Source organism: Sutcliffiella horikoshii, assembly GCF_020524325.1.
Taxonomy (GTDB): Bacteria; Bacillota; Bacilli; order Bacillales; family Bacillaceae_I; genus Sutcliffiella_A; species Sutcliffiella_A horikoshii_D.
Map to the genome: position 1 here is coordinate 322,527 of NZ_JAIVKY010000007.1, position 19,899 is coordinate 342,425.

A 19,899-nucleotide genomic window follows, 5' to 3' on the forward strand; every position below is an offset into this window, starting at 1 on the left:
TAATAAACAAATATTGGTACTTTCTTATTTAATAAGGAGATGGGAAGAAAATGAAGTTCATAAATGAAGATTTTCTTTTGAATACCACAAGTGCAAAAATCTTATATCATTCTTATGCAAAAGACATGCCTATTTACGATTTTCACTGTCATTTAAGCCCGAAAGAAATTGCAGAAAATAAGAGGTTTAAGAATATTACAGAAATGTGGCTAGCTGGAGATCATTATAAATGGCGGGCGATGCGAAGTATAGGCATAGACGAAAAGTATATTACCGGTGATGCTAGCGACAAAGAAAAGTTCCAAGCCTGGATTAAAACTGTACCATATACCGTAGGCAATCCACTATATCATTGGACGCATTTAGAATTAAAACGCTACTTTAATTATAGTAAGGTCGTAAAGGAAGAAGACTGGGAAGCAATATGGGAAACATGTAATGAACAACTACAACTAGATACGTTCACTGCTCAACAGTTAATTAAAGAAAGCAATGTAAAAGTAATCTGTACAACAGACGACCCAATAGATAATTTACAACACCATCACACAATCAAAGCAAGTAGTCTGACAGCAAAAGTGCTTCCCACATTTAGACCTGATAAAGCACTAGAAATAAAGAAAAGAGGATTCATAGCATATATCGATGAGCTTTCCAATGTAGTAGGAAACGCCATAAATACCTATGATGATTTTTTGGAGGCTATGGAGAGCAGAGTGCACTATTTTCATGAAGTTGGTTGCCGCATTTCCGATCATGGTTTTGAGAAAATAGTGTTTGAAGAGACTTCAATGGAAGAAGCAAGAGAAATTTTTAATAGAGCAATAAAAGGTGAAGCTATTTCCCAACTGGAAGAAGCGAAATATAAAACGTATACAATGGAGTATCTGGGGTCCTTATACCATAAATTGGGCTGGGCTATGCAACTACATATCGGAGCCCTTCGTAATAATAATACAAGTCAATTTGATCTACTTGGACCAGATAGTGGGTATGACTCAATGAATGATTACTCCCTTGCTCAACCTTTAAATAAACTATTAAACATGTTAGAGAAAAATAACAAGTTGCCAAGGACTATTATTTATCCTTTAAATCCTGTTCATAGTGAATTGGTTGCAAGTACGATCGGAAACTTCCAATCTAATGAAATAAAAGGAAAAGTCCAACTTGGATCCGCATGGTGGTTTAATGACCACAAAGTTGGAATGCTTAAACAGATGACAGACATAGCAAATATAGGATTGTTAAGCACCTTTGTTGGAATGCTGACTGATTCACGAAGCTTCTTATCTTACCCGAGGCATGAATACTTCCGTAGAATTCTATGCCAAATGTTTGGTGATTGGATGGAAAAAGGAGAAGTACCGATGGATTATGAATTTATTGGATCCATTATCCAAGATATTTGCTATAACAATGCGAATAACTATTTTACGATAAATTAATTTCTATTAAACAGATGGAAAAGAGGGGTGTTTTATGCAAATGACGTTTAGATGGTTCGGAGAAAACGATCCGGTTCCACTTGAGTATATAAAACAAATACCAGGCATGAAGGGTATTGTTACAGCAGTTTACGACGTACCTGTAGGAGAAGTATGGGCTGTTGAGAAAATTAAAGAGTTAAAAGAAACAGTAGGTAAATCAGGCCTAGAATTATCGGTTATAGAAAGTGTACCTGTACATGAAGACATTAAGTTAGGATTACCATCCAGAGATACATATATTGAGAACTACAAGCAAACCATTCGGAATATAGCAGCATGCGATATTCGTACAGTCTGTTACAATTTTATGCCTGTTTTTGATTGGACCCGTTCTTCCTTAGACCATAGACTCCCAGATGGATCTACCTGTTTAACTTATGATGAAGTGGTTATCAACAGAATGAACCCACTCTCAGGAGAGTTAAGTCTTCCAGGATGGGATACAAGCTATGAGAAAAGTGAAATGGAAGCGCTGTTTAAGCAATATGAAGGGGTCACAGAAGATGAATTATGGGGAAATTTGAAATACTTCCTTGAAGCGATAATTCCCGTTGCAGAGGAAGAAGATGTCAAGATGGCAATTCACCCTGATGATCCTCCATGGGGAATTTTCGGCTTACCACGCATTATGACAAATCGAGAGAGCTTAAATAGATTAATCAACCTTTATGATAGCCCATATAATGGCCTTTGTTTCTGTACAGGTTCATTAGGTCCCCTCATTGAAAATGACTTAGCAAGCTTAATTCGCGAATTTGGTAGCCAAAATCGAATCAACTTTATTCATGCAAGAAACATAAAGATGACAGGGGAAAGGTCATTCGAGGAATCAGCACACTTATCTGAGTGTGGTTCTGTGGACATGTATGATGTGATAAACGCTGTAAGCGAGGTAGGATATAAAGGCCCAATCCGCCCTGATCACGGAAGAATGATATGGGGAGAAGAAGGAAAGCCGGGCTATGGGCTATATGATCGGGCTTTAGGAGCTATGTATTTATCTGGTATTTGGGAAGCAGTAGAAAAGACAAGGCACTCTCGTTAAAAGTTTTTCAATTTTCGGTAAAAGGATGGAGGATAAAAATTGACACAAATTCCATTTGAAGTTGATTTGACCGGTAAAGTAGCGGTAGTTACAGGTGGTGGCGGTGTTCTTGGTTCAGAATTTTCTAAAGCTTTGGCTACTTGTGGAGCGAAAGTGGCTGTTCTGGGCTTAAGTGAAGAAAAGCTAAAGAAAGTAGTTCAGGATATTTCCAATTCAGGTGGGGAAGCAATAGGGCTGTCAGTAAATGTTCTTGAAAGAGAAAGTTTAGAAAGAGCCCATGAGACAATCTTAAACACCTTTGGTAGAACGGATATTTTAATCAATGGAGCAGGTGGGAATCACCCAAAGAGTACCACCTCAAAAGAGTTTCTCGAAAAAGAGGATCTTAGAAATGTGGACGAATTAACTACTTTTTTTGACTTGGATCCAGAAGGTATGAGGTCAGTAATGGACCTTAACTTTTTGGGGACGTTAATTCCATCTCAAGTTTTCTCAAAAGATATGATTGGCCATGAAGGTTGTACCATTATAAATATTTCCTCCATGAATGCCTATACTCCATTAACTAAGATTCCTGTATATAGTGGAGCAAAAGCTGCGGTAAGCAATTTTACACAATGGTTAGCGGTACACATGTCAAAGGTGGGGATTCGTGTAAACGGAATTGCACCAGGTTTTTTTATCACCAGCCAAAATGAGAAATTATTAAAAACCGAGAACGGAGAATTTACCCCAAGAGCCGAAAAAATTCTAAATCAAACACCTATGAACCGTTTTGGAGAAAAGCAAGAGCTTGTAGGTACGTTATTGTACTTAATTGATCCTAAATCCTCTGGCTTTGTTAATGGAGTGGTCATTCCAGTAGATGGAGGGTTCTCAGCTTATTCCGGAGTATAGTGATAACGAGAGAAATGTTTTGCAATTTCATAGTCTAGTAAAAGGAGGTCCATGTGACTTGGATGTAGTGACAATAGGTGAAACAATGGTCGTATTTACCCCAGAGTCATCTCGATTAATGAGATATGCCCATAGTTATTCGAGGAGAATTGGTGGTGCGGAAACGAACGTAGCACTTGGACTAATCAGACTCAATCATCAAGTCGGCTGGATAAGCAAGGTTGGAGATGATGAGTTTGGCAAAGCGGTAGTCTCTTTTGTTCGCGGAGAAGGGGTCGATGTCAGTCAAGTCAAGGTAGATTCTTCTGCTCCAACTGGTGTTTACTTTAAAGAGATTAGAAGCGGGAATCAAGTTAGAGTCAGTTATTATCGAAAAGGGTCAGCTGCAAGTAAACTCACCCCTTCCGATATAGATGAAAACTATATATCTAGATCAAAATATTTACATATAACAGGAATTACTCCAGCGTTAAGTGATACTTGCTATCAAACTATATTAAGGGCAATTGCAATTGCGAAAGAAAATGATGTTAAGGTAGTGTTCGATCCTAATCTAAGAAAGAAACTATGGTCAGAGGAAAAGGCAAGAAAGACTTTGTTAGAACTAGTAGCGTTGTCCGATATCATCCTTCCAGGAGTGGAGGAGGGTGAATTTCTATTAGGCGAGACGGACCCTATTAAAATGGGAAAACGATTCTTAGATTATGGACCATCCCTTGTCATTGTGAAAGTTGGTGCAAAAGGGGCTTACTACTTTAATGAAAGTGACTATGGGCTTGTACCTGGATTCCCGGTTAAAACGGTAGTGGACCCTGTTGGGGCTGGAGATGCATTTGCAGCAGGAATTCTATCAGGGCTCTTGGATGGGTTGCCAATCGAAAGCATAGTTCAACGAGGTAATGGTATGGGAGCGCTTGCTACTCAAACAGAAGGAGATTTTGAAGGCTTAGCTGACAGAGACCAACTGGAACAATTGATGAGTAATGCAAAATACGAAGACATTGTGCGATAAGTTACTTTTAGATAGATAATCCAAGAAAAAGATTGGAGACAAACTATGAGGTTACTAGAGAAAATAAGAGAAACCGGAATTGTTGCCGTAATCCGTGGAGCAAATAAAGATAATATCATTCCCATCGCAAAAGCATTGAGTGCTGGCGGGGTGACAGCCATTGAACTAACCGTTGAAACTCCTAAAATCCTTTCCTTAGTGGAACTAGTAGCAGATGAACTGCAAGAAGAGGTAATCGTTGGTGTCGGGAGTGTTTTAGATCCTGAAACGGCAAGGGCTTCCATTATGTCGGGTGCAAAATTCGTTTTCTCACCAGTAGTTAATGTGGATACAATCAAGATGACAAAAAGATACGGGGCACTAAGTGTTCCCGGAGCCTTAACGCCAACTGAGATCTTAAATGCTTATGAAAACGGTGCTGACATAATCAAGGTTTTTCCTGCAAGTGTCATGGGTCCAAACTACTTTAAAGATGTTCATGGACCATTGCCACATATTCCACTAATGCCCACCGGAGGAATTAATATATCCAACGTAGGTGCTTATATACATGCAGGTGCCATTGCAGTTGGAGTCGGAAGTACTCTAGTAAATGCTAAACAAAACATGAACGAAGCCTACTGCACTAAACTGACTCAACTCGCTAGCGAATTTGTCAAAGAAGTCAAGAGCGCAAGACAGTAAGATAATTTTTGGGTTGAGGGGACAGGCACGCCGACCCGTCTATACGTTAATGCGTTAAGAGATCAAACGAAGCTAGTGACCGTCCCACCGCTTTTTAATAGTTTCCTCGCATAGTTAATTTTAAACAATCGTTTGTTTAATCAAATTTTTAAAGTTGTTATGAAAGGCTTTGGAGCTCTACGAGAAATATCGACTATTTTTGCAAAGTATATTGATATATTAGTAGGTTTCACACAGATAGAATAAGTACTAATTCCTTTGTGTATCCATGTATTTCTTCTGAATTCCTCCCATATATACTAAAGGACATCATTTTCTTTGAGGAGGAGTTTTCTTGGAAGAAAACACAATAAAACCTGCATCAAATGCCACCAATAACAGCCCTGTGTATGACTGGAAAGTACTCACAAACTTTGGTGTTTCATTTTTCTTTTTAATCATTGGTATGCACAAGTTATATGTATACAAAAACGAAGAGTACGGGGAAGAAAACCTCAATGCATACGTAGGTGGAGATGCATACAATTTCATCATTAATACAGGATACGCCACAGCATACTTTGTGCTAGCACTTATCTTTGTCGTCATCGCTTGTACATTTCTTATATGCAATCACCTTAAGACCTCAAAATGAAAAAGGGGCGGTTGAAATCGCCCTTTTGAAAGTAATCCACATACGTAAAACCCCCGATGGTACCCTCCAGAGAAGATATAGTCGTTAACATCTGCCACATTCTCCCCAACTATCCTAAACTCCAACCTACTGCCCGAAAGTTTATTAGGACAGGCGACTGTCACATTGCTTATGGTCCCTTACCTACCCCCAATGTTATGCTAGATAAAGAGAATACAGGAAATAGGAGGAATTAAAACACTGTGAAACAAAGCTTTCTATTAATCATCACCATTATACTCTTGGTAGCTTGTTCTCCGAAAGTCGATCAAGAAGTTGTGTCTCAGCCGAAGGAGGAAAAAGAAGAAAAAACGAAAGAGAATCTCAGTGACAAATCCACTCCAGAAAAGGAGTACACATTCAACGAATTCATGGAAGAGCACACTATAGAGATGGTGGGCGAAGACATTCCTTATCATGCGGAAGAAGACTTTGTCGGCATGCGATTTGCGTTGCAGGGCAAGGCTCGGATTACCCGTTACTATAACTATGGTTACAAGGAGCTAGAAGCAACACATTATGTTATGGAAGTAGTGAACGAGGGTCCGTCTTGGCATGTATATGTCCCTAGAAGCGATTTCCCGGAACTTTTCCAAGAATTAAAGAAAGGTGTAGTGGATGTTTATGTTGCAGCAACTATCCCTTCAGAGTATTTTGAAATAGGTCAAAACGGTATGGCAATAGCCGCAGAAGTCCATTTTACAGAAAATGAAGCCGAGGAACAACCTCTGGATGAGCGGCTTACAAGCTATATGAAAAAACACGGCGTGGAACGGACAGCAAAGGATGTCATATTCGATAAAAAAGGTATGTCAGACAAGCCCTTCGCCTTAAATGGATACGCTCAGCTTGTGACGTACGCTCAAATAAGTCCAGAGTATAGAGATTTAGAGCCTACTCATTTTGTCTTAGAAATAAGAGATGAAAGCGTCTTGTATGAGCAACTTTGGAGAGTCGCTCTAGACAGGCAAGAATATCGCGAACTATATGAACAAGCCCTAAAAAGTATGGTTCATGTAACACTTACAGCTAATATGCCTGTGGAACGGTTCCGCTCATCAACAGACCTAGCAGCAATTGGCTCAGCTGCTGAATATGAACTGCTGCCAGAAAAGTACGAGCAACCGTCAAAGATGGGCTTGGCATACATGAAAGCAAAGGGCCTATTACTAACCGACCGAGAAGTAATGTACGACAAGTATAATCATTCTGAAAAGGCTTTTCTTATAGAGGGTGCTGGGGAGCTAACTACACATCTCCCAATCGGATACGAAGACATAGAAAGTCACTATTTCGGAATCAGAATCACAGAAGATCCATTTGGAGACCAATATGTACCGTACGGAAGGGCTATCGAAGGATGGACCCTCATCCTTCAACGCCAAAAGTACCCTGAAATCTACGAACAACTAATCCAAGAGGAAGCTCTAGAATTCCTCGTTACCGCGCGAGTCTTTGCCCAAGAATACGTACCAGGCCAAGGGAATGTAGCATTTGTGGAAGATATCGTTGTTAAGGAAGAATGATAGAAGGACTTGGTGCTAATCCAGTCTTTTTGTTAGTACGTTAAAAGGAAAGTGTAGATTTTGTGTTTTTTAAAATTATCTAATGTTGATAGGCTCCAAGGGCCTTAATTCTGAAATTCCTCATATATTTTAGTAACACAAAGGAGGAATGCATAAGGCAGCAAGACTTTTGGCGTATCCAAGGACTTAGTGCATAGGGCAGGTGGAGTATAAGGAAGGCTCTCGTTTAACTGCAAAGTGAAAACTACCTTAACATTTGGACCATGAACGGTTCTATGCCCCCCCATCCTCTCTGAGACATCACCTTCCCTGTGTCTCAACAATAATATAGACACGGCAATGGTTTAGGTTTTGTGCCTGAAACCATTGTTTTTTAAGTTTAAATGTTTGGAAAGCAAAAAATAAACCTTTTACACTTTAAAATTTCTCGACAAATTACTACTCATTTCTAGTTACCTTCTCCATTAAGATTTGCTTATACAGACAAAGTATTCAAAATTTCAACATGAATCTTTATATATATGCCAAAACTTATATCTTCGAACACGACAAAATATATCAAATATTTTAAAAGTACTGAAAATTAAGACTAGTACACACGCTAGTACTTTAGTATAGTGATAATAGACTGGATTATATTATATTTCAGATTCTATTATGTGAAAGGAGGACTATATTCTACTTATCTTTTTTTCTAAAAATCATTTGGGGAGGAAAAACATGTTTAAAAGGATTTCAACTATTCTACTAGTAGTTTTATTCGTTTTTGCAAACAGCAGCTTTGCATTTACAGGTGGATTCACTCCACTGCAATTAAATGCACAAAAACCAGACCTTCAAAAAACTAACATACTAGCAACCGACCTACAAGATGTTGACCCGAATAAAGAAGTACGTGTAATCATTGAATTAGATGGTGATGCACCTGTTGAAGTAGCGACTAAAAAAGGTGTAAAGTATGATAACCTTTCTAAAGGAGAGCGTAAGCAATTAGAAAAGGCTGCAAAGGACAAACAAAAAGCAGCAAAAGGTAAGATCAAAGGTAAAAAAGTAGATATAGAATACCTCCAAGAATTTAATGCAATTGTTAACGGTTTTAGTGCTAAAGTTAAATACGGAGAAATTGAAAAAATCAAAGAGGTAGTAGAAGTAAAGCAAGTATATCTTGCTACTGAGTATGAACTGCCGACTGAAGAAGTAGAAATGAAGTACAGTAAAGAACTAGTACAAGCTCAACAAGCTTGGAGAGACTTCGGATACAATGGGGAAGGAATGGTCGTTGGTATCATCGATTCTGGTCTAGATCCAGCTCATAAAGATTTCCTTTTAACAGATGGTTCAAAAGCGGAATTATCCGAAGAATTTGTCAATAGTGTAATTGCTGAACATGAGTTACCAGGAAAATACATTAATGAAAAAGTTCCATATGCTTGGAACTATATGGATGAAAATGATACTATTCTTGACAGCAATGCTGACACGAATATGCATGGAATGCACGTAGGTGGAACAGTTGCTGCTAACGGTGACGAAGAAAATGGCGGAATTAAAGGTGTTGCACCAGAAGCACAATTATTAGCGTTACGTGTATTTGGTAATGATGTAGCAACGACATATGGTGATATTTATATTAAAGCCATTGATGATTCACTTAAATTAGGTGCTGATGTACTTAACATGAGTCTTGGTTCTACTGCTGGATTCGTAGACGCTGAGTCTCCAGAGCAACAAGCGATTAAACGTGCTGTTGATAACGGAGTGGTAATGTCTATCTCAGCAGGTAACTCCGCTTACTATGGTAATAGTTATTTCTATCCATATGCATCCAACCCTGACTATGGAGTAGTGGGGGCGCCAGGTGTGTCTTATGATTCTATTTCTGTAGCGTCATTTGAAAACACTTATATGGATGTAGACGCTGCAGGTGTTTCAATTGATGGTGGTGAGCCAGAACAAGTAATGTACTTATCTGCTGGTCAAACTGCTCCTTCCGGAGAAAATATTGAATTGGTTTATGCAGGATTAGGATATCCTGCTGATTTTGAAGGTAAAGAGTTAGAAGGTAAATATGTATTGATTCAACGTGGTGAATTAGCATTTACTGTAAAAACTCTAAATGCTCAGAATGCTGGAGCAGCAGGGGTTATTATTTATAACAATGCAGGTGGAACTGTTAGTATGGCAACCGATGCTGCCATTACGGTTCCGCAATTGTTCATGCTAAAAAAGGATGGAGACCGCTTTGCGGCTGCACTTAAAGCAGGCCAAACGGTTACAGTAAGTTTCGACGGCGAAAAGATGACAATTCCAAACAGTGAATCAGGCAAAATGAGCGGATTCACTTCATGGGGTATTACACCAAACCTTGATTTCAAACCAGAACTTACTGCTCCTGGAGGTCAAATATACTCTACACAAGATAATAATGAATATGGAGTGAAGAGTGGTACATCAATGGCGGCTCCACATGTTTCTGGTGGTTCAGCACTAGTGTTACAACGTGTTGATGAAGAATTCGGATTTGATGGTGCTGCAAGATCTAAGCTTGCTAAGAAATTCTTATTAAATACTGCTAACCCAGTTAATTTTGGTGGTGCACCAGTTTCCCCGCGTCGTCAAGGTGCAGGTTTAATGCAGCTCCATGCAGCATTATCCACTCCTGTTACAGTGACTGACTCTACTACAGGGGAAGCGAAAGTTGCACTGAAAGAAGTTAATGACAATGTTGTCACGTTCTCTTTAACAGCTGAAAATCACTCTGATGAAGCTTTAAGTTATGTTGTGAGTGCTAACGCTCAAACAGATATTCCTGCTAATGTAGACGGTGTATTTGTAACAGCACCTAATCAACTGGGCGGTATGGATTTAGGAACAATTGCAACAGTTAACGGTTCCCCAAATAGCTCAATCGAAGTACCTGCAAATGGCACAGAAACATTTGAAGTTACTGTTGATGTTAGTGGTTGGGATGAAGAATTAAAAACGTATTTTACAAACGGTTACTGGTTAGAAGGTTTTGTTAAGTTAACAGATCCAACTGATACGAATCCAGATTTAGTAGTACCTTACGTTGGATTTAAAGGCGATTGGGACGCTGCGCCAATTATTGATGCACCTATTTGGGATCCTGCGTCATTCTACGGAATGACAGGTGTTGTGACTCATGCGGGTGGTGGCAGCTACAATTTCTTAGGTACAGACCAAGCAACAGGAGAGCTGAATCAAGACCTAATTGCTATTTCACCAAATGGGGATGGAACAAATGATAGTGCAACTTACATTTTATCTCTCCTTCGTAATGCCAAGGAATTTAAGTTAAATGTATTGAATGTAGACGGAAAAGTAGTGAAAGAAATTGCATCTGAAGAATTTGTACGTAAGAACTATTATGATGGCGGCAGAGGAGCTATGTACTACCTATATTCTGACTGGACATGGGATGGTACAATGCATAACGGTAAGATCGCTCCAGAAGGTCAATATTTCTTACAAGTAGAAGCAACTCTTGACTTCGAAGGCGCGGTAGCCCAAAGCTTTACTTTTCCAGTTAAGCTAGATGTAACAGTACCTCAAGTAAAAACAAAACTAGGTAAAGATGCTAAAACAGTATCAGTCAATGCTACAGATAAAACGAGTGGTGTGGCTTACTGGTATGTGATGGTTGATGGGGAACTTGTTACAGAAGAACCATATGTAAACGGTGAAACAGAGCACGTTCTTGCTGAACCAGTTGCAAAGGGTCAAAAAGTTACTATTGTTGCAGTAGATCATGCAGGTAATGCATCATCAGAAACTGTAAAAATAGGGAACAACGGTAAAGGAAATTAAGGAAACACAGGGACAGTTCTCGCGTTTTATTCGCGAGTCGAAATAGTTACATTTTGTTAGTTAGAGTGAATCTTTCTTCTGTTATGGGGAATGAAATCTTTCTTAAATAGGACTTTCCCGTGGTAATCTGGATTTATTTAGGATTCATTAAAATCGAGGTTGGAATTTTGCGTTTGAGGAAAGGACACAAAAATAAAAAGGCAGGATGAGCCGAGCACTATAACCTGGCAGATGGACATTATTCCATCTGCCTTTGTGTACGAGAAAATATTTACATTTAATCAACATTATCCTAACATTTGCTTGATATCCTTAGAGTATAAAACTCTAAGACAAGGTAGGCGGTTTGTATGAAGATAGCTGTAGCTGGTACAGGTTATGTAGGACTCTCCAATGCGTTACTATTAGCCCAACATCATGATGTCATTGCCCTTGATATCGTTCATGAAAGGGTAGAACTCCTAAATAAACGTCAATCACCAATCGCTGACTCAGAAATCGAGGACTTCCTAAATAGAAACGACATAAATTTTACTGCTACGACAGACCCTTCTACCGCATTTAGCGAAGCAGACTTCATCATCATCGCAACCCCGACAGACTATGATGCAGAGAAAAAATATTTTGATACAAGCTCTGTAGAAAATGTTATAGAGACTGTACTAAAAGTGAATCCACATGCAATTATGGTCATAAAATCCACTATCCCCGTAGGGTATACTGCTCAAATCAAACAAAGGTATGGGTCAGATAACATCCTGTACTCACCTGAATTTCTGAGGGAGGGGAAAGCTCTTTATGACAATATGTTTCCTTCAAGGATTATAGTCGGAGAAATATCAGAACGAGCCAAGACGTTTGCAACTCTTTTAAAAGAAGCAGCCTGGAAAAAAGAAATCCCTGTATTGCTTACAGATTCCACAGAAGCAGAAGCCATAAAACTTTTCTCCAACACTTACTTAGCTTTGCGCGTCGCTTACTTTAATGAACTTGATACATATGCAGAAGCCAAAGGACTCAAAACCAAACAAATAATCGAAGGTGTCAGTCTCGACCCTAGAATTGGAGATTTCTACAACAACCCTTCTTTCGGTTACGGCGGTTACTGCTTACCAAAGGACACCAAACAGCTCCGAGCAAATTATAAAGACGTCCCCAATAATATTATTGAAGCCATTGTGTCAGCCAACAAAACACGGAAAAACTTTATTGCTGGACAAATTTTGGAGAGGAATCCCAAGACTGTCGGCATCTATAGGCTTACGATGAAAGCGGGTTCTGACAACTTTAGAGCATCTTCGGTACTGGGTGTAATGAAGCGATTATCCTCTAAAGGAATAGAAATTATCATCTATGAACCAGCTCTTTCTCAAAACACCTTTGGTGAATATGAAGTTGTAAAAGACATGCAAACCTTTAAGGAAAGAGCGGATATTATCATTACGAACAGGATGGAACCGGCTTTAGAGGACGTAAGCGACAGAGTGTATACGCGGGATCTTTTTCAGAGGGATTAAAGAAAATGGTTTAATGTCCCTACACACTAAAGTGATAAAGTTTGAGGAGGCAGAGAACCGTCAACCTGCTACACTTTAATTAAAAAAGCCAGTTTTCTATAACGAAAACTGGCTTTTCATCATATTTATGCGGCTTTATATCCTGAGTAAATTCCTCTATCAATAAAATACAATAGATGATCGGTGTTTACATATGTAATTTGTTCAAAATCTTTTCTGCTACTACCTAGCAAACCGTATGTAATTCCTTCATATGCTTTACAGTTGGGAATGATTGTAGGCTTTGAATTACTAAATTGTTCCTTGAAGTTTTGGCCGATAACTGCTCCAGAAACAACACTTCTCGCAAAAAGATAATCGAATTTCTGTAATTCTTCACTTGATAGAACGTTTAATGCAGGGTACTCATTCAACAACTCTTCCTTTGCTGATGAACACATAGCTTCCAATACTTTATCCATTTTAGAAGAAAGATGTTCAAATGTCGATTCATCCAATACTTCTGCTTTGATAGTCGATAGTAGTTCCTTAGCTTGTTGTTCTATTTTTTCAGATTGGACTATTTTTTTCTCATGATCCATTATCTCTTTTTTTAATGGTCCCTTATTAAATGCATAAGCAATTTTTTTGAAAATAGATCTTCTAGAAGCTATATTGCAATACAACACATATTCCTTATTGTTAGAAATGAAGGTGAAATGAGGATATCCTTCTTCTACACTTGTAGAGGTAAGGTGATCGCCAAATTTGTGGAATGTCGTAGTAATAACTCCATTATTTTCAAATCCTGATTCTAATCCATTAATATCTAAAAGTTGTATCGCCTGTAATTCTCCCTTTTTGTAAATACACAGATGACGTTCCGTAATCGCAACAAAAACTTTACTTGAACCAGATTTAGTAGTGTATGCGTCTTGAACCACGTATATTTTCTCTTTCGTATGTTCGGTTACAGCTTCTTTAACTTTCTTCTTCTGAAGAGATACTCTAATAAAAACGTAATAGATTGCTAATACAATAATAGAAAAATTAATTAAAGTAAATCCCTCCGTCATAGCTACTAACACACTGATAATGGCTGTAAAAAATAAGATAATACTAAGTAAAGTTTCCATTGCCCAAGGATAATGCATAAGTAATACTTCCCCACTTTCATTCTTCTTATATAATTTTCCTTTTTGGTAAACATCTTCCCTCCTTTTAAAAAACAATAGTTACAATTATACAGGAAAAAAGTAGTGTATTTCTACTATTTTTTGTACATTTACAAGTATTGACTAGGGACTAGCCGGATACTTGTCCCCACAACCAACTAAAAAGGAACAGGAGGCCATCCTCCTGTTCCTTTTATGTTCCTTTTATTTCCCTTGTGGCACTCACATTTCCTTTCAAATCTTTCGCAGTAACCTTAATGACAGTACCTTTCTTTTGTTTCGGAATCGTTATTTTGAAATTCCCGGTTGAATCCACTTTATCCAAGTAGGATTTCGTCCCAATCTTAACTGTAATGGTCGAATTCTTCTCCGCTTTACCTGTGACACTTGTTGAAGTAGATTTGACTGCATTAACGACCCGCATATTCGGCGCGACTCGTTTCACCGTAACCATGTTATTGGCACTTACATTACCATCTTTATCTGTTGCTGTTATATAAAGCTTCTTATCAAAAGGTTGAATTGGTATGGTAATTTTAAAGTCACCATAACTATCTACTTTACCAGTAAAGCTATTTGTATCTATCTTCACTGTAACCGTTGCATTTTTTTCTGCTTTCCCACTTACTATATTAGCCTTATTGCTCACACTATAAACGGTAGGCGTGTTAGGCGCGACTCTTGAAAATGTAATAGACTTCCCGTTACTCACATTCCCCGCGCTATCTGTTGCTGTCACAGACGTATTGGCATTTTGTATTTTTGATCTCTCATGTAGATGCGGGATCAAACAAAGCCGAATTAGTCAAAAAACGCTTTGAAGTATACAATAAGAGCGCTCAATTAATCAAAAAAACCGTTCAAATTATTGAGAATCCATATATTCACAGGGTTGAGCAAGCCGATAATCATAGAATGTACCCCTTAACCAGAATATCCACCATCTTTTATTCCAAACTTAGAAAAAATAGTTATAATTTTTTTCAAACCAACAAGGAAGCGAACTAATCTCATCCCCTTAATAGTCCATTCCTCCCGTTTTTCACCCTCATGCAGGAATTTCCCCACCAATGTCGAACCGTCATACTTATATACATACAGTTTCTGTAAAATAAAATAGAAAGGAGGCGAACCATGAAAGTTCTAGACGTATCCTCCCTGGACAATGGCATCAATTCCACGAAGGCATCCAACAAACCAAACAATCAGCAAACCAAACCGTGGACAAGCTCCATGAATTCGACCATCAACAAACTCAGTCGTTCACAACCTTAATCGAGGATCTATCTCTGATACAGAGTTACATAGAGGAAATGAGTCAACAATTTGCGACGGGCAAGGTAAAGGTGTCTACCTTTTCGCCGATTATGCTTGAGGATCTCGAGGCTTATGGAAAGCTGCAGACGAAACTGTACAACCAAACCGTCATGCAGCGGTGGAATAGTGAACATTTTCCAGAGCTTGGCGTGTTTTTTTCAATAGGGCATGTGGCAACGTTTGATCAGTGGGTAAATCCGAGTTGTGCGAAGCCGGAGCCCAAGAAGAAAACGGCCGGGGAAGCATTCTGGGACTTCACTAATGGCTTTGGAGCAGGAATCATCAGTGCTGCTTCCGACACCTGGGATGGCATTAAACGTCTAGCAACAGAACCGGACCAAGTGCTACAAGAAACCATAGAATTTCTAGACGCAGTAGTCTCTAATCCAGCTATACTGCTAGAAATAGGCCACGAACTCTACAACTCTTTCAACGAATCCGTCATTCACGGAGATGCTAATAGTCGAGGTGAATGGCTAGGCTACGCAACCGCTATTATCGGAACTTCCGTCATAGGAGACAAAGGGCTTTCCAAAGTTGGTGGAATTGCAGGGAAACTTGGTACCAAGGTGGAAACAGACCTTAATATTAAGCTGAAGGAACAACATGAGATAGTGATGAGTTCGGTGAAGGGTTCATCTGCAGTTGGTTTGGAGCGGGTGCGGCAACTAATAGACGGAATGGTTCCGAAGAGAGGACTAGCTTTTACTGGTGGGCCGGTAAATGTTATAGATAGTTATAAAGTAAATTCTGTTCTCAAGGAAATGAACAATGATATTCTTAATAAGATTGAGGTAGTTACAGGTAAAAGTGTAATTGAAAGTAAAAGAAATGGCTTAGAAATACGAGGTAACAGGCCAGGACCTGGGGAAAGAGCAGTGACAAAAGAAGAGTGGAAGGTGTTAAATCGAGAAAAAAGAATAGAAACAAATTATCCTAAACCTATTATTAATACAAAGAGTTATGAAGATGTGAAATCTAATAGTAAGTACTATACTTTAGAAGGAGAAATTAATTGGCCACCCAATCGAGGTGTATTAGGTGAAGTTGAAAGTATTACATTAAAACCTGGGTTAATAATTGATAGATTTGGCTACGAAGGTGGTACATTTGTTTCACCATATGGTGTTCCGTATGAAATGCGTGCATTAGCGCCCGAAACATACAATAAACCCTATAAAGTATATGTAGTAAAAAAACCATTAGAAGTAGAGGTTGGAAAAATAGCTCCTTGGTTTGATGAGCCTGGTATGGGTATACAGTATGAACTAAATGAATCGGTCAAAAAATTGATTGAACAAAATATTATTGGAAGGGTAGGTAAGTAATATGAAAAAACAAGAATTGGAGAAAACTTTAATTAATGCAAATGTTCCTAATGATTTATATAATTTAAATGGGGGATTACCTAATGAGGCTTTCTGTTTAAACAGAAATCAAAATTTGTGGGAAGTGTATTATAGTGAAAGAGGTGTTAAATCACAATTAAAGAAATTTAATACCGAAGAAGAAGCCTGCGATTATTTTTATCAAACAGTATTAGAACATTTGTAATATTTTAATAGGGTATAAAACTTCCTAGAAAATGCAGGTGTAACGTACTTTTTCTTTAATCAGTAACAACCAAAGGTCAAAAAGGAACAGGAGGTATCATCCTGTTCCTTTTACGTTACTTTTATTTCCCTTGTTGCACTAACATTTCCTTTCGAGTCTTTCGCTGTCACCTTGATGACAGTGCCTTTCTTTTGTTTTGGAATAGTTATCTTAAAGTTCCCATAAGCATCGACTTTAGCTGAATAAGATTTCGACCCGATCTTCGCTGTAACGGTTGATTTTTTCTCCGCTTTACCTGTGACAGTTGTGGAAGTAGTTTTAACTGCATTCACGACCGGGATATTCGGGGCCACTCTCTCTACCTTCACTGTCCGAGCAGCACTTACTGCACCTGTGCCATCTTTTGCCGTGACATTCAGACTTGTTCCAGCGTTTTGTAACGGTATCGTTAATTTATAATTTCCACCCACATCCGCTTTTTGGGAATATGTTTTCGTTCCGATCTTTACCGAAACCGTTGCATACTTTTCCGTTTTACCAGAAACAACAGTGGCCTTATTCGTCACCTTATTTACTGCAGGCATATTCGGCGCTACTCGTTTAACCGTGACAGTGTTACTGGCACTTACATTACCATTTTTATCCGTAGCTGTTATATGAAGCTTTTTATCTGCAGTTTGAATTGGAATTGTAATTTTGAAATCACCATAACCATCCGCTCTACCTATAAAGCTCTTCGTGTCTATCTTCACCGTAACCGTGGAACCTTTTTCAGCCTTACCACTTACTAAAGAAGCCTTATTGCTTACACCATTAACAGTCGGCATATTAGGTGCAATTTTAGACACTGTAATCGCCTTACCACCACTCACATTGCCCGCACTATCTTTTGCTGTCACAGAAATGGCCGTACTAGCATTTTGAACCGGTATGCTAACACTAAAGGTACCGTCTGCATTCGCTTTAGAAGAATAGGTTTTCGTCCCGATTTTCACGGTTACAGTAGAAGCCTTTTCAGCCTTGCCAGTTACAACAAGATCTTTATTTGTTACTTTATTAACTTGAGGCACTGAAGGAGGGGTAACATCCTTTACAGTCACACTCGTTAACTGACTCACGTTACCTGCAGCATCCTTTGCACGAATTGTCAACACAGTGCCCGCGCTCTGTCCTGCGATGGAAATCGAGAACAAACCGTTTTCCGCTGCCTTACCCGTACCGATCAAAGAAGAACCTTTAATAACTTCAACGGTTGATGCTTGCTCCGCTTTCCCTGTAACCACAGTGCTTTTATCCGTAACCGAATCTACCAGCGGTTTTCCGGGTGTGGTAAAATCGACCACCACTACTTCGACACTTGTCACATTGCCAGCAGGATCTTTAGAAGATACCGTTAATTTCGTTCCTGCCATTTGCCTCGGAATATTCATTTGAAATTCATAGCTATCCCTTATCAATTTCTCTCCCAATGTAACACCGTTCTTCACCACTGTCACTGTCGCGCCAACTTCGGTCATTCCGAATAATGAATTCATATTGTCCCCATATGGATACACATAAAGATTGGGAGGGGTAACGTCCTTCACTTCCATGATAAGTGGCTGACTTGCATTTTGCGCTTTATCTATTGCAAGGATCTCAATCATTGTCCCTGCTTTTTGTGTAGCGATATACCTTTGGAATGTTCCACTGCTTTCTACAGAGACACGGGCAAGCTCTTCCGTGGCTGTTCGTACAATGACTGTTGAACCTGGCTCCGCCTTACCAATGATGTAAGTTGTCGCATCTGTCATTTCTTCCGAGAGTTGTGGGATTTCTGGTGGTGTTACGTCTTTTACGACGACGATGGCTCGATCACTTTTATTTTCTGCTGCATCTTCCGCTTGGATCTCCATAGTTGTACCGGCTTGTTGCTTCCCAATATATAAGCTGAAATGCCCCGTTTCGTCCGCAAACCCTTCTGCTAATACACTTTCTCCACGAAATACCTGTACCTTAGCTTTTCCATCCGTTGTACCAGTAACTATGTCCATCGCATCTGTCACATCATTTACGATGGGAGCTTCTGGGGGAATTGTATCTGTCACAATAATAGTAGTTTCTTGACTGGTTCTGTTAAAACTATCAAGCGCAACAATCGTTAATTCAGTTTCCTCAGATTGCCTCGGGATAGGTACTGAAAAGGTTCCATCTGCCTGTGATAGACCTGCTCCAATTTTCTCGCTACCATTCCATACTTCAACTAAGCTATCAGCATCTGTCAATCCGATTACTGCTTCATCACTATTCCCAACAGGTGGAACGATGGGAGCCATCAGCTCCCCGAGAGGGTGACCGAGGCTGTTCGGTTTATAGGAAATCGGTTCAATCGCTAATGTCCCACGAAAATTGCTATTATCATTTGCATCAATAATATACCTCGATGCTAACGCTTCATCTGTCGTTCCCCAATAATTGTTAGAACCATCAATCGTCATGATTCTATCACTAGAAATATCAAAAAACGCTCTTTCGTTAGAACCAAAGAAATTATTCTGAGAGAATAATAAGTTAGACGTGCAATCTACGCCACAATAAACTCTAACGTTTGTACTATTCGTCTCTTCTGTATTTAAAAAAGTATTTCTATTAATGATAGTATCCACCGTACCTAAATTTACACTTATGGAAGCATTTCCGTGAAAAATGTTATTTGTAATGGTAGGCTCCAACCTTTTCGAGGTGCTGATAGAAATAGACCCATTTGAAAATTGGTTGTTATTCAGATAAAGTTGCGATCCTGATACTAAGTAACCGCCATTAAGTGCCCGAGTAACGTTTGTATGTTCAAGGTAAACGAGCGTTTCTGGAAAAGAAACACTTTGGATATACGCCGTATCAAGCATAATCTTTTCTTCTGCATTACCAAGAGCCAATAACTTTCCATATACATGGAACCATACACCGATTTGACCAACAACCGTCACACCCGGCTCAATGGTCAACGTAACGTCCCTTGGAACCGTCACGGTCCCAACCATCCGATACGGCGAACCCGCCTTCGTCCAAGTTGTATCCTCCGTCAACGTTCCACTAACTCTTGTACCCTCTTCCGCAGCACGGCCGAAAGAAGGAAAACTTCCCAAAACCAATACCCATACCAACAGCAACTTAAGCCAAACGCTCCACCTAATCTTGCCCATCCCAATTCCTCACTTTATTC

The 19,899-nt window shown here is 39.2% G+C and carries 15 protein-coding genes; 12 read left to right on the top strand and 3 right to left on the bottom strand.

Features of this window, described 5'->3' with window-relative positions; all coding sequences use genetic code 11:
* The first annotated feature begins 50 nt into the window (after nucleotides 1-50).
* The 9 genes from uxaC to LC091_RS10540 all read left to right on the top strand — a co-directional run bounded on the left by uxaC (nucleotide 51) and on the right by LC091_RS10540 (nucleotide 12,672).
* Nucleotides 51-1,448: a glucuronate isomerase gene (gene uxaC / locus LC091_RS10500; protein WP_226681950.1), complete on the top strand. Its 1,398-nt coding sequence runs from the start codon at nucleotides 51-53 to the stop codon at nucleotides 1,446-1,448.
* Between the two features lie 34 nt (nucleotides 1,449-1,482).
* Nucleotides 1,483-2,535, top strand: a complete 1,053-nt coding sequence (gene uxuA / locus LC091_RS10505; RefSeq protein ID WP_226681951.1) for a mannonate dehydratase — start codon at nucleotides 1,483-1,485, stop codon at nucleotides 2,533-2,535.
* A 39-nt stretch (nucleotides 2,536-2,574) separates the two neighbouring features.
* Nucleotides 2,575-3,432: an SDR family oxidoreductase gene (locus tag LC091_RS10510; RefSeq protein WP_226681952.1), complete on the top strand. Its 858-nt coding sequence runs from the start codon at nucleotides 2,575-2,577 to the stop codon at nucleotides 3,430-3,432.
* A 58-nt stretch (nucleotides 3,433-3,490) separates the two neighbouring features.
* Nucleotides 3,491-4,444, top strand: coding sequence for a sugar kinase (locus LC091_RS10515; RefSeq protein ID WP_226681953.1), 954 nt, complete (start codon nucleotides 3,491-3,493; stop codon nucleotides 4,442-4,444).
* A 45-nt stretch (nucleotides 4,445-4,489) separates the two neighbouring features.
* Nucleotides 4,490-5,128, top strand: coding sequence for a bifunctional 4-hydroxy-2-oxoglutarate aldolase/2-dehydro-3-deoxy-phosphogluconate aldolase (locus LC091_RS10520; RefSeq protein WP_226681954.1), 639 nt, complete (start codon nucleotides 4,490-4,492; stop codon nucleotides 5,126-5,128).
* Nucleotides 5,129-5,462: 334 nt separating this feature from the next.
* Entirely contained in the window at nucleotides 5,463-5,762 is a 300-nt protein-coding gene (locus LC091_RS10525) for a hypothetical protein (RefSeq protein WP_226681955.1), read from the top strand.
* 242 nt (nucleotides 5,763-6,004) lie between these two features.
* The gene (locus tag LC091_RS10530) at nucleotides 6,005-7,327 is read left to right on the top strand and encodes a hypothetical protein (protein WP_226681956.1); all 1,323 of its coding nucleotides are present in this window, start codon (nucleotides 6,005-6,007) and stop codon (nucleotides 7,325-7,327) included.
* 720 nt (nucleotides 7,328-8,047) lie between these two features.
* Nucleotides 8,048-11,155 (top strand): S8 family serine peptidase, encoded by a 3,108-nt coding sequence (locus LC091_RS10535; RefSeq protein ID WP_226681957.1) that lies wholly within the window; start codon nucleotides 8,048-8,050, stop codon nucleotides 11,153-11,155.
* A 350-nt stretch (nucleotides 11,156-11,505) separates the two neighbouring features.
* The gene (locus LC091_RS10540) at nucleotides 11,506-12,672 is read left to right on the top strand and encodes a nucleotide sugar dehydrogenase (RefSeq protein ID WP_226681958.1); all 1,167 of its coding nucleotides are present in this window, start codon (nucleotides 11,506-11,508) and stop codon (nucleotides 12,670-12,672) included.
* 125 nt (nucleotides 12,673-12,797) lie between these two features.
* Here LC091_RS10540 and LC091_RS10545 read toward each other — a convergent pair whose 3' ends face one another.
* A complete protein-coding gene (locus LC091_RS10545) occupies nucleotides 12,798-13,805 on the bottom strand; it encodes a hypothetical protein (RefSeq protein WP_226681959.1) in 1,008 nt (335 codons plus the stop codon).
* Between the two features lie 214 nt (nucleotides 13,806-14,019).
* Nucleotides 14,020-14,565 (bottom strand): Ig-like domain-containing protein, encoded by a 546-nt coding sequence (locus tag LC091_RS10550; protein ID WP_226681960.1) that lies wholly within the window; start codon nucleotides 14,563-14,565, stop codon nucleotides 14,020-14,022.
* Between the two features lie 395 nt (nucleotides 14,566-14,960).
* On the opposite strand from LC091_RS10550, the gene LC091_RS10555 reads away from it, so the two are divergent.
* Genes LC091_RS10555 through LC091_RS10565 form a run of 3 tightly spaced genes read left to right on the top strand, consistent with a single transcriptional unit; the run spans nucleotide 14,961 to nucleotide 16,697 of the window.
* Nucleotides 14,961-15,101 carry a hypothetical protein gene (locus tag LC091_RS10555; protein WP_226681961.1) on the top strand — a complete coding sequence of 47 codons (141 nt, stop codon included), beginning with the start codon at nucleotides 14,961-14,963 and terminating at the stop codon, nucleotides 15,099-15,101.
* The gene (locus tag LC091_RS10560; RefSeq protein ID WP_226681962.1) at nucleotides 15,047-16,471 is read left to right on the top strand and encodes a TNT domain-containing protein; all 1,425 of its coding nucleotides are present in this window, start codon (nucleotides 15,047-15,049) and stop codon (nucleotides 16,469-16,471) included. The genes LC091_RS10555 and LC091_RS10560 overlap by 55 nt, the downstream gene beginning before the upstream one ends.
* Before the next feature lies 1 nt (nucleotide 16,472).
* Nucleotides 16,473-16,697: a hypothetical protein gene (locus LC091_RS10565; RefSeq protein WP_226681963.1), complete on the top strand. Its 225-nt coding sequence runs from the start codon at nucleotides 16,473-16,475 to the stop codon at nucleotides 16,695-16,697.
* A gap of 110 nt (nucleotides 16,698-16,807) precedes the next feature.
* Here LC091_RS10565 and LC091_RS10570 read toward each other — a convergent pair whose 3' ends face one another.
* On the bottom strand, nucleotides 16,808-19,846 hold the full coding sequence (locus LC091_RS10570) for an Ig-like domain-containing protein (protein WP_226681964.1): 3,039 nt from the start codon (nucleotides 19,844-19,846) through the stop codon (nucleotides 16,808-16,810).
* Between the last annotated feature and the right edge of the window lie 53 nt (nucleotides 19,847-19,899).

Excerpts from the sequence above, each read along its gene's own strand:
- LC091_RS10545 (WP_226681959.1), bottom strand. The coding sequence starts at position 13,805 with ATGCATTATCCTTGGGCAATGGAAACTTTACTTAGTATTATCTTATTT.
- LC091_RS10540 (WP_226681958.1), top strand. The coding sequence starts at position 11,506 with ATGAAGATAGCTGTAGCTGGTACAGGTTATGTAGGACTCTCCAATGCG.
- uxaC (WP_226681950.1), top strand. The coding sequence starts at position 51 with ATGAAGTTCATAAATGAAGATTTTCTTTTGAATACCACAAGTGCAAAA.
- LC091_RS10520 (WP_226681954.1), top strand. The coding sequence starts at position 4,490 with ATGAGGTTACTAGAGAAAATAAGAGAAACCGGAATTGTTGCCGTAATC.
- LC091_RS10555 (WP_226681961.1), top strand. The coding sequence starts at position 14,961 with ATGAAAGTTCTAGACGTATCCTCCCTGGACAATGGCATCAATTCCACG.
- LC091_RS10565 (WP_226681963.1), top strand. The coding sequence starts at position 16,473 with ATGAAAAAACAAGAATTGGAGAAAACTTTAATTAATGCAAATGTTCCT.
- LC091_RS10535 (WP_226681957.1), top strand. The coding sequence starts at position 8,048 with ATGTTTAAAAGGATTTCAACTATTCTACTAGTAGTTTTATTCGTTTTT.
- uxuA (WP_226681951.1), top strand. The coding sequence starts at position 1,483 with ATGCAAATGACGTTTAGATGGTTCGGAGAAAACGATCCGGTTCCACTT.